Annotated in this window: 10 protein-coding genes; 5 read left to right on the forward strand and 5 right to left on the reverse strand. The window is 38.9% G+C overall.

The features are described 5' to 3' along the window. Positions 1–121: 121 nt before the first annotated feature. Together BUE31_RS10265 and BUE31_RS10270 are read left to right on the forward strand one after the other, a co-directional pair. Positions 122–1,192 carry a sensor histidine kinase gene (locus BUE31_RS10265; protein ID WP_073403000.1) on the forward strand — a complete coding sequence of 357 codons (1,071 nt, stop codon included), beginning with the start codon at positions 122–124 and terminating at the stop codon, positions 1,190–1,192. After that, positions 1,192–1,887, forward strand: coding sequence for a LytR/AlgR family response regulator transcription factor (locus BUE31_RS10270; RefSeq protein WP_073403002.1), 696 nt, complete (start codon positions 1,192–1,194; stop codon positions 1,885–1,887). The genes BUE31_RS10265 and BUE31_RS10270 overlap by 1 nt, the downstream gene beginning before the upstream one ends. Positions 1,888–1,909: 22 nt before the next feature. Here the strand turns inward: BUE31_RS10270 and BUE31_RS30535 are convergent, their stop codons facing one another. Beyond that, positions 1,910–4,138: a sensor histidine kinase gene (locus BUE31_RS30535; protein WP_083619626.1), complete on the reverse strand. Its 2,229-nt coding sequence runs from the start codon at positions 4,136–4,138 to the stop codon at positions 1,910–1,912. Positions 4,139–4,803: 665 nt separating this feature from the next. Here BUE31_RS30535 and BUE31_RS10300 point away from each other — a divergent pair. Together BUE31_RS10300 and BUE31_RS10305 are read left to right on the forward strand one after the other, a co-directional pair. Beyond that, positions 4,804–5,316: a ferritin-like domain-containing protein gene (locus tag BUE31_RS10300; protein WP_073403003.1), complete on the forward strand. Its 513-nt coding sequence runs from the start codon at positions 4,804–4,806 to the stop codon at positions 5,314–5,316. A 408-nt stretch (positions 5,317–5,724) separates the two neighbouring features. Next, the gene (locus tag BUE31_RS10305) at positions 5,725–6,462 is read left to right on the forward strand and encodes a hypothetical protein (RefSeq protein ID WP_073403005.1); all 738 of its coding nucleotides are present in this window, start codon (positions 5,725–5,727) and stop codon (positions 6,460–6,462) included. 158 nt (positions 6,463–6,620) lie between these two features. Here the strand turns inward: BUE31_RS10305 and BUE31_RS10310 are convergent, their stop codons facing one another. The 4 genes from BUE31_RS10310 to BUE31_RS10325 all read right to left on the reverse strand — a co-directional run bounded on the left by BUE31_RS10310 (position 6,621) and on the right by BUE31_RS10325 (position 14,024). Beyond that, a complete protein-coding gene (locus BUE31_RS10310) occupies positions 6,621–8,270 on the reverse strand; it encodes a SusD/RagB family nutrient-binding outer membrane lipoprotein (RefSeq protein ID WP_073403007.1) in 1,650 nt (549 codons plus the stop codon). A gap of 33 nt (positions 8,271–8,303) precedes the next feature. Beyond that, positions 8,304–12,059, reverse strand: coding sequence for a SusC/RagA family TonB-linked outer membrane protein (locus BUE31_RS10315; protein WP_083619628.1), 3,756 nt, complete (start codon positions 12,057–12,059; stop codon positions 8,304–8,306). A 165-nt stretch (positions 12,060–12,224) separates the two neighbouring features. Further along, on the reverse strand, positions 12,225–13,328 hold the full coding sequence (locus BUE31_RS10320) for a FecR family protein (RefSeq protein ID WP_073403010.1): 1,104 nt from the start codon (positions 13,326–13,328) through the stop codon (positions 12,225–12,227). Positions 13,329–13,379: 51 nt separating this feature from the next. Continuing rightward, complete coding sequence (locus tag BUE31_RS10325) at positions 13,380–14,024, reverse strand: RNA polymerase sigma-70 factor (protein ID WP_159440657.1); 645 nt, start codon at positions 14,022–14,024, stop codon at positions 13,380–13,382. Between the two features lie 461 nt (positions 14,025–14,485). Between BUE31_RS10325 and BUE31_RS10330 the strand changes: the two genes are divergently transcribed. Next, the gene (locus tag BUE31_RS10330; RefSeq protein WP_073403012.1) at positions 14,486–15,928 is read left to right on the forward strand and encodes an alpha-L-fucosidase; all 1,443 of its coding nucleotides are present in this window, start codon (positions 14,486–14,488) and stop codon (positions 15,926–15,928) included. Positions 15,929–16,183: the final 255 nt, after the last annotated feature.

Genomic DNA, 16,183 nt, shown 5'->3' on the forward strand with positions numbered 1-16,183 from the left:
GGGATGAAATGCTGGTTATTTGTTATCCGGCATTTCAAAAAAGAGGCATTCAGCTAACTATTTCTGTAATTGGTAACATAAATTTTAAAGCTGCTGTAATTAAAATTACCTTAGATTGTATATGCCGGGAATCAGGAAAAAATACCTTCTGGAAATTTTGCTTCACCTATTGTTTTGGGTGGGTATTTTTTATGTGGAGCAAAATTTCACCAGTATTTATCAATTTCTGCGGAAGGATGTTAACGGGCGGTTTGAACAACATATCATATTAAAATCTGCCTACCCCATTTCCATAATAACATTAGGTTTGTTAATGATGCTTTTTTACACCAATGCTTTTTGGTTATTAAAAACGATAGTTGGATATAAAAACAAAACCGGCCGGATTGCCATTGTTATTGGGTGGACGGTTTTCCTCATTTTAACTAATTACTTTTTAGGTCTTCTTTTTATTCGCTTTGCCAGCATCAACGTGCGCGAGTGGCAGCGCTTTCAGTTTAACATTTCGCTGGTCTTTCTTTTCGTACTTGGACTTTCAACAGCTTACTTTTTTTCGAAGGAATGGATAAAGAATGAGTTGCTTCGTAAGCAGCTGGAATCCTACCAGCTTACTACCGAAATAAAGTTCCTCAAATCGCAGATCAACCCGCACTTTCTTTTTAATACGCTGAATAACCTTTTTTCAATGGCCCAGGAAAAAGGAAATGATGAGTTGGCTGATGGCATTTCCAGGCTTTCGGGCATGATGCGTTATATGATCTATGAAAGCAATGCCGAAACAGTTCCACTGAAAAATGAGATAGAATATATTAAAAGCTGCATAGCCTTAAACAAGCTGAGGTATGCCGATGACGAAGCACTTGTTAATTTTCGCTATGGCGAACAAGTGCCCGATGCATTTATCGCCCCAATGCTATTTATTCCCTTTATTGAAAATGCATTTAAGCATGGGGTGCTTATTAATAATACATCGCCGATTGATATTTCTATAGCTGTGAATGATAAAGAGCTATTGTTTACCTGCGAAAACAAAAATTATAGTTTCGTTAAAAAGATGGAAAATGATAAAAGCGGCATCGGTTTAGAAAATGTAAAAAGAAGGCTGGAGCTGGTATATCCCGGCAAACATGAGCTGCTGATTAAAAGCGATGAAAACCTGTTCCGTGTGGATCTCAAAATAAATTTAAGCTGATGAACTGCATTGCAATTGATGATGAGCCCCGGGCACTTGAGGTAATAGAAAGGTACTGCACCAAAAGCGGGGTCTTGAACTTGCAGGCATCATTCCGCGAGCCGCTTAAGGCCATTGAATTTTTGAACCGCGAAAATATTGAACTTGTTTTTTTAGATATTAATATGCCGGGGATCAACGGCATCGAGCTGCTTTCAACACTTGCCATTAAGCCAATGGTTATCTTCACTACTGCCTATAGCGATTATGCCGTAGAAAGTTATCAGCTTAATGCGATAGATTATTTGCTAAAGCCGATAACATTTGAACGTTTTTTAACTGCCACCAACAAAGCGCTGAATTTACATTTGATGAAAAACAATGTTCAGCGCAAAGATGATTTTGGAGATTATGCATTTGTTAAAAGCGGGGCGCAAACCTACCAGGTAAAGATCAGCGAGATCCTGTATTTAGAAAAAGATGGTAATTATATTTCTATTGTATTAAAGGACAAAAAGATCCTGATCCGCCAAAACATGGCTGATATTTTTGAAGTGATCCCCGCGCAGAATTTTGTTAGGGTTCATAAATCATTTGTAGTGGCCATAAGGCACATTGCTATGGTCGAAAATCACCAGTTGATAATTAATGGTGATAAAATACCTATTGGAAGTACCTACCGGGATGAATTGAAAACAAGGCTTGGTTTAATTTAACTTTCTCCGGTTAATAGAACATTTAAACAGGCAATGTGAACCAAAAGGTACTGCCTTTACCTAATTCGCTATTAATGCCTATCTGGCCGTTGTGCTTTTTAATAATTTCGGCGCAAATGTAAAGTCCAAGTCCTAAACCCGAACCCTGGATCCCCTGGGTTTCTACCCGGTAATACCGATCAAATAAATGCGTTAGCTTATCGGCTGTAATGCCAGGGCCTTTGTCAGTTACTGATACTTTAGCCATATCATTTATTTTTTCAATACACACCTTAATAATTTTTGATTCAGGGGCATATTTAATGGCATTATTGATAAAGTTTATTATTACCTGGTTCATTCTTTCAGCATCTGCATAAACCTGGAGCCGCAGATCACCTTCAGTAACTATGGTGTATATGCCTTCCATATGAATGTAATTGCAGCACTCGTCAATCAGTTCAGCTATTACAATTGGTTTTTTGTTTAAATGAAGCTGCCCTTCATTTACCTTAGTTGCATTTAGCAGATCTTCAACCAGTACAGTAACTTTATTTAAACTTTTATTAGCCTGTCCAATCAGCGTAGGTAACATTTTATGAGAAGGGTTATCCTTCATTTGGTTCAAAAGCTGTAAAGAAGCTTTCAGCGTGGTAATTGGCGTCTTCAATTCATGGCTGGCAATACTGATAAAATCATCTTTCTGTTGTTGCAGTAACCTAAGTTCATGAATATCTGTTGCTGTACCAACCCATAGTTGTACCTCACCTTCTTCATTATTGATCGGCATTAAACGGCTTAAATGCCAAAGGTAAGTACCTTCTGTGCTCTTAATGCGGACTTGAAACTCACCACCATCATGGCTTTTACGAATTGTTCTAAATTGTTCTAATGTAAATTGAAGGTCGTCCGGGTGAATTGCTTTCCGCCATCCCCGCGTCCTGGTTTGTTCTGAATCAAGTCCGGTATAATCATACCATCGCTGGTTGTAAAAAGTAATTTCACCTTCAAATGTATTTGTCCAGGCTATTTGCGGAATGGTTTCCATCATGTTACGAAACCTGTTTTCGCTTTCTGCCAAAGCTTTTGTACGGTTTACTACCCGTTCTTCCAATTCCTGGTTTAGTAGTAAAAGGTCCTGATTAATAACCCTAACCTTTTCCTCCTGCTTAATAAGCAATTCCGTTTTATCATTAAGATCATCATTTGCCTGCCTTAATTCTTCTTGCTGCGCATGTAATTCCAGGGTTAAGAGGGCCAGATCCGCAGCGCGTTTTTCCTTTTCTTCATTTTGAATAACAAGCTCATCATTTGCCTGCCTCAATTCTTCTTGCTGCGCATGTAATTCCATGGTTAAAAGAGCCAGATCCGCAGCGCGTTTTTCCTTTTCTTCATTTTGAATAACAAGCTCCTTGTTGGCAATTATTAATTCAGCAGCTCGGTTTTCTTTCTCTTCGTTTTGAAAAGCAAGTTCTATGTTAGCAATTAATAACTCTGCTGCGCGATTTTCCTTTTCACCATTTTGAAAGGCAAGTTCCACGTTAGCTATGAGTAGTTCTGCTGCACGATTCTCTTTTTCACCATTTTGAAAGGCGAGTTCTTTATTAGCAATAGCTAATTCTGCTGCGCGATTTTCTTTTTCGCTGTTTTGAAAAACAAGTTTTTTGTTAGCAATCACTAACTCAGCGGCACGATTTTCTTTTTCACCATTTTGAAAAGCGAGTTCAATATTAGCAACAACTAATTCTGCGGCACGGTTTTCCTTCTCTTCGTTTTGAAAAATAAGTTCATTATTTGCAATGGCTAATTCTGCTGCACGGTTTTCTTTCTCCCCGTTTTGAAACACAAGTTCCTTGTTTGCAATCACTAATTCTGCAGCACGATTTTCTTTCTCATTATTTTGAAAGACAAGTTCTCTATTAGCAATAGCTAATTCTGCCGCACGGTTCTCTTTTTCCAGATTTTGAAAAGCCAGCTCTTTGTTAGCAATCACTAATTCTGCGGCGCGGTTTTTTTCCCCCACTTTTTGAAGAGCAAGCTCCATGTTAGCAGTAACTAATTCTGCTGCACGGCTTTTTTTCTCTTCATTTTGAAAAGCAAGTTCTTTGTTTGCAATAATTAATTCTGCGGCGCGTTTTCTTTTCTCTTCGTTTTGAAAAGCAAGTTCTTTGTTTGCAATAGCTAATTCTGCAGCACGTTTTTCTTTCTCTTCGTTTTGAAAAGCAAGTTGTTTGTTTGCAATGATTAACTCATCCGACTCTCTTTTACTCATATGCAGTCTTTACGAAGTCGGTTTGTTTTGAAGATGTGGCATTACCATGATTATGTAACAGTAGGATAGAAAAATTGTTCTGCCTAAATGTAACCTAATACAGCGAACTTCTCCCATATTTTTATATTAAAAGAGTAGACCCTAATTCCCTAAGGCACAATTGGTTTTAAATTTTCGATAAATTGGCCTGGTGATAATCCAGCCTGGGTACAAACCCTTTTGATTTTTCTGAAGCATTACCGGAACGAAAAAATAAATTATTTTTTTTATAAAATTTAAACTCCCACACTTAACTATAAATTAAGCAATTAAGTATAGTTGGGTTTTGCATCACTTTAAATACAGCTCCTCTTTTTGATTATTCATGTCAGTGAAAGGCAATATCTATTAAATTAAAGCGTCTTAATAAGTATAAAAAGCATTCGGATTAATTTAAAACTATTCAGAACATCTGTAAAAAGACAGCATCAAAAGTTTTTAACTTAAAGTTACAGCTATGCAATACTTTTTATAACTAAAGGCCAAATCAGCCGCCAATTCCGTAGAATTTCTTTTCATTTAAGCAGGGTTAACCTGTATTCAAAGCATATAGGCTTTTCTTTTTTTATATGCTCTAAATGTGCATTAATAGCAATTTTTAATATAAACTTTTAATCATCAAATTAATGGAAACACAAACAATGAAAGCAACAAATTTAAAACTCAAGGAGTTTTTTGTTCACCAGTTAAGAGATATTTATTGGGCAGAAAAAAAATTGTCTAAAGCACTCCCTAAACTGCAGGATGCAGCAACCACACCGGAATTAAAGGACGCCTTTGGCCGGCACCGCAATCAGGCACAAACTCATGTTGAAAGACTGGAGCAGGTATTCGGCATGGTTAATGAAAAAATAGACTCTACTAAATGTTCCGCTATAGCCGATATTGTAGATGAGGGTGAGGAGATTATTGACCAAACAAATAAAGGCACCGCACAAAGGGATACTGGCCTCATATTTGCAGGCCAGAAAGCCGAACATTATAAAATTGCCACCTATAGCGCAATGGTTAACCTCGCTAAAAACATTGGCTATAATAACGCAGCAGATGTTTTGAGGAAGACACTAACCGAAGACAGGGCAGCTGATGACTTGCTGATGCAGATTGCAGAAAGAAACGTCAATTATCAATTAAATTAGTATCGTGTCAATCATGAATTGACGCTTAGTCTTGGGTCGAAAGTCTTGAGTTCTAAGTCAAAAAAAGACCGAATTTGACTTACGACTAAAGACTATTGACTTAACACCAGGAATTGTTATTAATTAAAACTGCAAAACCAGTATTTTCAACGAATACTGGTTTTGCAGTTTATATATGTTGTCGCAAACATCCTGCAATCAAAATATCATTTAAATAAAAAAAGCATAACCGGGGCTCCCCCCGGTTATGCCATTCTCAACTAAACTCAACAAATAAAAATTTATCTGTCCCACCAAACCATTGCATTTTATTAAAAAAAATAATTAACATTGTTCTAACTCCTATCCTAATTATGGGAGTAAAATAATAACCTATTCACCTCTTCAATCATCACAAATTATTTACTTATGAAAACACAAATTAAAATTTTCCTTTCGGTAATTGTTTTGTCCTTGTTATTTTATCGCTGTACGCAAAAAAACAATGACGTTGTACCTTCCCATTCTATTTCAAGTGTATCTGCCCTCCCTGTGTCAAATTTAAATGTATCTAAAGCGTTTAGCGCGATCCCTTCAGGTGGAAATCCTGCTAATGTCCCCGGTTTTACAAAATGGGTTGATAGTGTTTGGCATACCTGGTACGATCCGATACTTAACCCAATGCATGTTATGATCCCAATAAAATACAAGGTATCTCCCAACAACAATTTCCCCTATTATTATATGAAATCTTACCCTTCAACAACTACCTTTTCACTTGCCACTCCCTCTAATTCAATGGTAATAAATGCCGTATCCACCTTCTATAATCTACAGTTCAGCGTGAATGCAAGATATCATTATCAAATGGGGCCTGCTTCTATTAATTTCGGTAATCAGTCAATGAAAGTTTTATCAGTAACTAGTTCAACGTATAATAGTACACCCCAGATAGTAGGAGGCATTTATTCTTATAAAGGCACCTATCAGATGATCTTTCAAGCTGCACAGTATGTTTCTCATTGGGGATATTCAGTATGGTGGCCTTGTCAGATTACAGTAACTTGTGGATCGCCTGATTATTTACCTGGTCTTGCTGACCCAACACCAACGACTGTAGATTGCGAAGTTTATGTTATTTATCCATATAATGCAGCCGGCGCTTAAGAATAAATTAAATCTGTGCTAGGTTGTTGTCTCAATATCATCCAACTTAGTGTATAATACATATCACCAAAAAAAAACATAACCGGGGCTCCCCCCGGCTATGCCATTCTCAACTAAACGTTAACAAATAAAAATTTATTTGCTCTATTAAGCCCTGATTATTTCGTTATCCAAATTTTGGTGCTGGTAAGATCGCTTCCACCTGTGGCGGCTTTCCAGTTAGCACTGTTAAACTGCTTTTCGTCTGCAGGGTATTGGTAGCGTTGTAAAGTGCCATAATTCTGCTGATAACCTGCCGGGTTGCTTGCATCCATTGGGGTCGCGCCACCGGTTCTTCTCAATAAGGTCCAGGCTACCCATGGCTGACGGAACAAATCAATCCATTCCTGTGCATATATCAACTGAACAGCATTTGCCGCATTAAAGGCCACCTTTGAATTGGTCAACACTGCCTTTACGGTTGCATCTTGTGCAGTAGCCGGATCAGGCTTGTTTACCTGCCAAACAGAAGAGTTGTGAGCCGCCGTTGTCCAAAAAATAATAGAAGCTGTTACTCCCGCCTCATATTCAATTTTAGCAGTTGCAGTATTTTGACTAATACCGGCAATGCCCCTGGCATATACTTCCGCTTTCAAAAAATGTACTTCTGCAGGTGTCATAAAAATTTCAGGAATGGCTCCGGTTGATCCGGAGATATTCCCGTCCCGTCCCAAGTAGTAATTGTAATCTGAATATAGGTTACCCGCTCTATATTTAGGGTCCGCCCAATTGGCATCTCTGTTTTTATTATACGGATCGCCACCGTCGGATATAGGGCTAACCGGGTTTTGCGGATAAGGCACCCACTCATTATTCCCGTTTACCTCAAAAAATATTTTACATCTCGGATCGAATATCCCACTACCATCAGTATTATTATTATTGCTCATTAAATTCCACATGGTAGTTCCCATTCGGGCACGGCTTTCCGAGCTAAAAAAAGCATCGCGGCCTGCCGCATCAATGTCAAAAGATATACCGGAAATATTTGCCTGGCTAAGGCCAACTACATCAGTAACAGGATCTGTTAATAATGGCTTGGTCATTGCATCGGCTATAATTGGCGTGGCATCCACATTATCCTTGTCATACATTGTAAGCGCGTAACGTAAACGGAGCGAGTTGGCGAATTGGATCCATTGAGTAATATTATTCGCTAAAAGAAATTCCCCCGAACCAAACGAGTATTGGTTACCGCTGGTATTAAAATGATTAACAGCCCAGGTTAAATCATTTAAGCAGGATATATATATAGCCTGCTGTTTATCATAAGGTACGGTAAGGTCTGTTGTAGATCCCGAAAATGCCTTCCCTGCTTTAGAATAAGGCATATCACCATAAAAATTCGATACCTCAATAGCCTGGTACGCCCTGAGCACCTTTACCATAGCCTCCGCATTGACATAAGTTGCAGAATCGGGGCTTTTTTGCATTGTATTAAGCATTTGATTCATAGCAGGTAAATTTGCATAGAAATTGGTCCAGTTTACCCCCTGTATAAATGGAAAATCAGATGCTGCATACACAGCGCCCTGCTGCGTAATTGGGTACAGCCATCTTGCCGCGGCGTTGTCTTCACCTATGTTGACGGTACGATCAATATTAGCCCCGATACCTGTATAAAGCTGTGGCAGGGTAGCTGACACCGGGCCATTATAGGCGGCATTCTCTTTTTGAAAATTCTTGGTACAGGACGCAAGAATTGCAGCAACAAACACCGTAAGGGCTATTATCCCCGTCCATTGTTTTATATTATAATACTTTAACATAACGTTATCTTTAAATTTTTTAAAAAAATCATATTAAAATCCCGCCTTTACGGAAAAACCATAAGAACGCACACCAGGCAAACCGCCAAACTGTATACCCTGAACATTTCCACTGGAAACAATACTTTCAGGGTTAATTTTATCCGGCAATGTTGTAAACAGGTAAAACAGGTCGCGGCCTATTAATGAGAACGATAGGCTCTGGAATACTTTGGTTTTCTGTACGAAGTCTTTTGGAAGGTTGTAAGTAATAGATAATTCACGCAATTTAGCCCATGAATCATTAAATATGGAATTAGTACGCACTATAGGGTCGTTATCCCATGATTGATAATTACCGGCATATTTCCACCATGAGTTAACAACATTAGTGTTTGGCGTGTATGTACCCGGCGTGGCGCCCTGTACAACTCCAGGTAAAATTACGCCAACATTAGCCTTCGTTCCATCAGGGAAGGTATATGGTAATCCATGACCGTCTCTTTCATAAACTGTTTCAGGGGCCATGCCTTGTCCCATAAGGGTTGCATAATCACCAGACCAAATCTGACCGCCAATTTTAAAATCAGTTAAAATATATACGCTGAAGTTTTTGTAACGGAAAGTTTGGGAAATACCACCTGTTAATTTTGGCGTTGCATTACCTATTTTAACAATACTGTCTGAAGTGGCGTATTGCGCACCAAGCACAGGGCCGTGCCCGGTATTTAAGCCATTGTCATAAACCAGGTTCACAATTTTCTGGCCGTTAGCGGTATATTTGTAATCAGAACCATAAATGTTGCCGTAATTATCACCAGCATCAACCTTCATGATTACACCATCGCCCCCAAACCACGAACCTAATTGCAGGGATTTAATGCCCTGCTCCAATGCCACAACTTTATTTTGGTTATGCGCTGCATTCAGGGTTACATCCCATGAAAAATTACTTGTCTTTATTACTTTCGCGTTCACTGTTAACTCAACACCTCTGTTGCGCAAAGCTCCGGAGTTGATCAAAACGCTATTAATCCCTGACGAACCGGCAACAGGAACTGTTAATATTTGATGATCTGAATAGGTATTATAGTAGGTGAAATTCACATTTAACCGGGAGTTAAAAAAGCCCAGATCCGGCCCAATTTCAAATGATCTTGAACGTTGCGGCTGTATATCAGTGGGATATGTTCCAGGTAAGTTTAAGCCGGTTGAAAAACCCGGTGTGCTATTATTTACAGGGTTATAAATAAGTCCGTTTTGATAAGGTAAATAAGCATTTGCGCTTTTCGCTTCGCTGATCCGCAATTTTCCATAGCTCAGCCAATTTTTTACTGAACCCAGATCAAACGCATCTGTAAATACAAAGCTCAAACTTGCTGAAGGATAAAAATAGCTCCAGTTTGAAGGTCGCAGTGTGGAAGACCAGTCATTAGTTCCGGATATGTCTAAAAACAGGTAATTTTTATACGACAAATTGAGCAAACCATACGCGGAATTTATTTCCATTTCGTACCTGTTCTCTGAAGGATTAAGATCCGTTGGAGTAGCGCCATTATAATTGGACAAGTTAAAAACAGAAGGATAATTAAACGGTCCGGGATTATTTGCCGCTATATCATACATACTGTTATAATAACGCCTTACACCAAGGGAAAGGCTGGCATTAAAATCTTTTACCACGTTTTCTTTATGAAAAACTAAACGACCGTCAAGGTTATTGGTAGATGTCCTTGCCAGATCATATCCATATTTTCCCTGCAGGCCTTCTGAATCTGTAGGATAGTCTTTGGTTATGTACTGGTTAGTATGATAGTCTATTCCCACATTACCAACCGCTCTTAACCAGGGTGAGATCTCAGCATTAAGCGAAATAGAGCCCACAAATTGATTTTGAGTAAAAGTGGTAATATTATTATAAACACCCCACCAGTATAAGCTCTGCCCATACTCATAAGGCGATTGCTTCAATAAAGGATTTTGCGATCCGTCTGGTAGTGTCGTAAGGCCCCTTTCAATAGGCTTGTAATCGGCTGGTATATTATAAACAGTCATATAACCAACACCGCCGTTGGCTCCGGCTGCGGCGCCATTTTCAGCATATAAGTTTACCGGGTTAAACTTGTTAAGGTTAACATAGCTGGCTGTCGCGTCAACTCTTACTTTCGGGCTAATATTTATAGAAGAACCGATATTGAAGGTGTTGGTCGTGTTATTGCTATTGTAGGTTATAGCGTCGTTTGTTGTTCTGGTAAATGATATGCGCAGGGTACCCAAATCGCCTCCGCCTGAGAAGGATATGTTGTGGGTTTGTGTATTGCCGTTTTTGTAAAAGCTCTTGAAAATATTAGAATTAGGTGAGTAGGGCCTGGTTGTGCCGTCCCACCAAACTAATGGCTGACCTAACATTTTTGGCCCCCATGATGCTCCGTCTCCGGGAAAACCAATGTAATTATAAAACGGGCCACCAGCCGCACTGGTAACTCCCGGGCCTAAATAAGCTCCCGGTATGCTTCCCAAAGAGCCGTATGGGTCACCGCCTATTTGTTCCTGCCTGTCTTTTCCATCACCGTTTTTATAAAACTGTGGGTTTGCAGAATAAAGCGCTTCTGTCATCCCATTGCCGTATTCATGCTGAGTTTGCATAAACCGGTATGGATCATTAACACGGTACGAATAGTTATAATCTATGCCAAACCCTTTCTTTTTTCCGCCTTTTTTAGTAACAATAAGAATTACCCCATTTGCCCCGCGTGCGCCGTACAAAGCTGCCGCTGTCGGGCCTTTTAATACGTCAATGCTTTCTATGTCATCAGGGTTTATGCTGTTTAAAAAAGACCCATAATCTGTTGGCGGTTGCGATACATCAGTTTGTCCTTTACTTAATGCATCAGTATAAGATTGAACGCCTCCTTTTGGTTGTACCGGCTCATTATCAACTATAACGTTATCAACCACAATTAAAGCCTGGTTATTCCCTAAAAGGTTATTATTACCCCTAATCACGATGCGGGTAGAGGCTCCTTCAACACCATTTGGAGCTGTAATATTTAAACCTGATACTTTCCCCATCAAACCTGTGGCAATATTCGGCGGATTTACCTTATTCATATCCGTCCCTGAAATTGTTTGGGCCGAATATCCTAATGATCTGGATTCACGCTTTATACCAAGTGCGGTAACAACTACTTCATTCAAAACACCGGATGGCACCAATGAAATAGTTAATGGCGCATTACCAGATACGGTTACTTCTTTGGTTTGATAGCCAATGTAGCTCACAATCAATACGCCGCCATCGGGTATATCAATGTTAAACTCGCCTTTTACATCGGTAACAGTACCTGCCTGGCTGCCTTTCACTTTTACTGATGCATCGGGCAATGGCAGCCCTTTCTCATCAACAACCTTTCCTTTTACATTGACAGGCGTTACCTGCTCGCCCAACGGAGAAATTACAACAAGGTGATTTTGCAATTCGTTATACTTAAAGCCCGAATTTGCCAATACCTGGTCAAGCACTGCTGTTACTTCTGCATTCTCAACATTAATATTTATGTTTTTATCACCCGGGATCTTGCTTTCGCTGTATACAAAGTGATAGGCGCTTTGCTTCTCAATACTTGATATTATCGTTTTAAAACTAGCCGATTTAAGGTTAAGCGTAACCTTTGTTTGCGAATAGCCATCCGCAACAACATTTATACTAAAAAATAATATGAGTATTACTGTTAATTTCATGATTAATATAGACTTAAGCAGCCAATACTTCTCCATTACACCCATTTTGGGGTGTTTAAAAAATTTCATATGTTTACTGAATTAAAGGTGAATAATTGCCGTGATCTGTACCAGAGATACACGGCATAATTAACTTTAGGAATCATCTTAAGCGGGGATTACCATTAAAGAGGGTTCCCGCTTTTGTTTAAGTAATTTTTTCTTTTGTCATACGCATCATCTTTGTTTAGTTGGTTAATATATAAATACAGTTGTGTTTTCTATTTTGTAATTAAAATGCTCAATCATTTTCAACGCGTCAAGCGCCTGTGGCAGCGTTTCTTTTTCAAACATCCCGGTAAACTTGTACTGTTTTACCTGTTCGTTTTCAAATACTATGTTCATCCCATACCATCTTTCTAACTGGTCAGACAGGTGGCCAAAATCCTTATCGCTGAATACCAGCTTGTTTTGAACCCATGAGGTTTCAATTATTGTTTTATCATTATTGGGGAAGTAGGTTAAATTAGTAAGGGAGTATCGCGTCCCTTTGCCGATGCTTTCCGGGGAGGATGAATCGGCGGTTATATTGGTTCTTTTTCTTATAAATGCATTATTTTGAACTATAAGCTTTTCTTTGGGTTTAAGAATGATCCTGTCTGAAGGGCGGTCATTCAACGTAACTTCTATTGATCCCCTGATCAGGGTAGTTTCACTTAAAGGTTCGTTTTGGTACGATTTGACATTGAAAGATGTGCCCAATACCCTTACATTCATTTTATTTGTATGGATAATAAACGGGTGCTCATGATCTTTGTGCACATCAAAATAAGCTTCGCCATCCAGGTAAACTTCGCGCGTTTTACCGCTAAAGTTCTCCGGATATTTTAAAGTTGTTGCCGAGTTTAAGGTAACAACAGTGCCATCAGCCAGCGTTATAATTGATTTTATAGTGGGCTTTGTGTTTTTTTGCAGCCATTTAATTGCTGCCAGATCATTATTAAGCCTTGGGGTAATTACATAATGGTAGGTAGCAATGCTTATTATGGCCAGGATAACGGCAGCTGCGCTATACCATGCTGTAAACCTGAATCTTTTACGTGGTGCCTCTTCTTCAATTTCATCAATAGTTTCCACCGGGCTTTCTTCGGCCCTGATCCTATCCATTACCTTTTTAAACATGGCAGCATTGGCAGCATATTCAACGTTGTTCCGTTTCCAGTAATCCTTTAAGATCCTCCGCTGATCACGACATTCCTTATTATCCTGCAAAAGCACCTTTAACTCCAGCTGCTCATCATAAGTGAGTTCATCGCTTAGTTCTTTTGTAAGCAGCTTAATAAATCTATCGTTTACCATAAAGCGGAATATCCCTGATTGCGGTAAGGACAATATTTTTTTACGAATTGCCTACAGGCCTGGAAAAAATAATTTAAAGAAACTTAAAAGCAGCACAATGTTTAAAAGTGCTTCGTTGGTTTTTGATGCGCGGGCAGGGATCAGATAATCAGACAAAGAAACACTGAGCTTTTTAACGGCTCTGAAAAGTTGGGTTTGTACGGTGCGGGGAGAAATGTCGAGAATTTCGGCTACCTCTTTGTATTTAAGTCCGTCTTCTTTTATCAGCCTGAAAATAATCCGGCATTGTTGGGGCAAAGCTTCAATAGATTGCTCCATTTTAAATACCAGCTCCTTTTTTTCAAACTCTTCCTGCGGGTTAAAAGTATTAACAAACTTTAGTTCATTAGTATCTTCAATTTGAACAAGATGGACGTGCGAGTATTTTTTAATGTAGTTTAACGATTGATTTTTTACCGCTACAAACAAGTAGGTATCCAGGCTTTGAATATCAGCCAGGTTTTTACGATTTAACCAGCATTTAACAAACACATCCGAAACTATTTCTTCAGCCGCTTCATTCCGATGAACATACATCATGCAAAATTTAATAAGCGGCTTGTTTAGCAAATAAAAAAGCGTTTCAAATGCTTTATCGTCATCATTATTACTGATGCGTTTCCACAAATTTAAAATATCAACTTTTCTATCTTTCAAAATATCAAGAAATAAAACTGAGGCCCTGCGAAACTTAATAATAATGTAACAATTATAATATATTAAATTTAATATTATACTATTTAGGTTTGAAATAAAACCTTTGAAAAAACTCATACCTGTTTAAGCTTATGAAAAACAAAGCTCTTCATAACAGTTGATAGGTTTTACTAACTATACCTAAATAAAGGAAACTGATTAAATCGAGTAATAACTTGCTAATAAAGCTGAATATTTGCTATCCTGCTTTTTATTAATTTGTAATAATAGCATTTCATACCAGGTGTTAACGCTAAGTTATGTAAGCGTTTTGATATAATGTATAGCTTTTATTGCATAAAACTTTCTTTATATAATATGTAGGCAATTCAACAGAAAGAAATGTCTATGTATTTGAAGTGTTGCAAAACAACAACAAACTGTAAATGGTAATTTATTGCCTCTTAAATCAATATAATTTTATGAAGAAATTATTTATTATACTAATCCTGTTTTCTGTGCAAGTTTCACGAGCAGCAGCGCAAGCTCACACTATGTCAAAAACCTATGTTGCGCCATCAGACCCGCAGGTGCAAAAAAAACTGGCAGACTGGCAGGACCTGAAGTTTGGCTTGTTTATGCATTGGGGAACCTACAGCCAATGGGGCATTGTTGAAAGCTGGAGCATTTGCCCCGAAGATGAGGGGTGGACCCAGCGGAAAGGCCCCTACAGCGCCAATTACAATACCTATGTAAAAGCATACGAAAATTTACAAACCACTTTTAACCCAACAAAATTTAACCCGGAGAAATGGGTTACTGCGGCTAAACAGGCCGGGATGAAATATGTGGTGTTTACCACCAAGCATCATGATGGCTTTTGCATGTTTGATACCAAACAAACTGATTATAAAATCACCAGCACAAAAACACCGTTTTCAACCAATCCACGCAGTAATGTTGCCAAAGAAATTTTCAATGCCTTCAGGAGCCAGGATTTTATGATAGGGGCTTATTTCAGCAAGCCCGACTGGCATTCAGAAAATTACTGGTGGCCTTATTTTCCATCTAAAGACAGAAATGTAAACTATGACCCGGCCAAATACCCTGAACGCTGGCAAAAATTTAAGGATTACACTTATAACCAGATCCAGGAACTGATGACAGATTATGGGCGGGTAGATATATTGTGGCTGGATGGAGGATGGGTACGCCCTCAAAAATCAGAAAGCAAGCCGGATGAGATGCTGCCAAGCGATAAATATAACCAGGATATTGATATGGCTAAAATTGCTTCCATGGGCCGCGCCAAACAGCCAGGCTTAATTGTGGTTGACCGCACCGTAACCGGCGAATATGAAAACTATACTACGCCAGAGCAGGAAGTGCCGAATAAACCGCTTGATCACCCATGGGAAACCTGTATGACAATGGGGAACTCATGGAGCTATGTGCCGAATGATCATTATAAATCTGTTAACCAGATAGTGCAGCTGCTTGTAAAAATAGTATCCCGCGGCGGAAATCTGCTGATGAATGTTGGCCCCGGCCCAGATGGCGATTGGGACCCGGTTGTTTATAACCGCCTGGCCGGCATAAGCAAATGGATGCAGGTTAATGGCGAAGGTATTTATGGAAGCACTTCTATTGCGCCTTATTCATCTGATAATATTTATTATACCAAAGCCAAAAGCAGCAATACTATTTATGCTTTCCAATTATCAGCCACTGATAACGTTACTTTAAATCCAACCGTTAATATTCCTCTGGATAATATCAGCAGTGTTAAAAAAGTAACGCTTTTGGGCAGTAAGCAACACCTTAAATGGAAGCTGGATGGTAAACAATTAATAGTATCCATCCCTGCATCGCTCCAAAAAGTAAATACATTACAACAGTCGGCAACCTTTAAAATTGAGTATTAGCGGGTAATAAAAAGGCGGTTACTTTGCCCTGTAACGACTAAATGTATATTTTTATAGATTGGGGCCCATCTGTGTGTTGAGCTATGACCCATCGGGTCATACTTGATTTTCTGTATGTTTTATATTTAGAGGTTAGTACCTTAAGTGTTCGAAACATATACTAATGATCAATTATTTTCCTGATTCATCCGTATTTAGCGCAGGCCTTCGACCTGCGCTGGGACATTAGGCCCTTTCAAGGCCAGGAAGATAGCA

Origin of the sequence: Mucilaginibacter sp. OK098 (assembly GCF_900142915.1) — a bacterium.
Lineage (GTDB): Bacteria > Bacteroidota > Bacteroidia > Sphingobacteriales > Sphingobacteriaceae > Mucilaginibacter.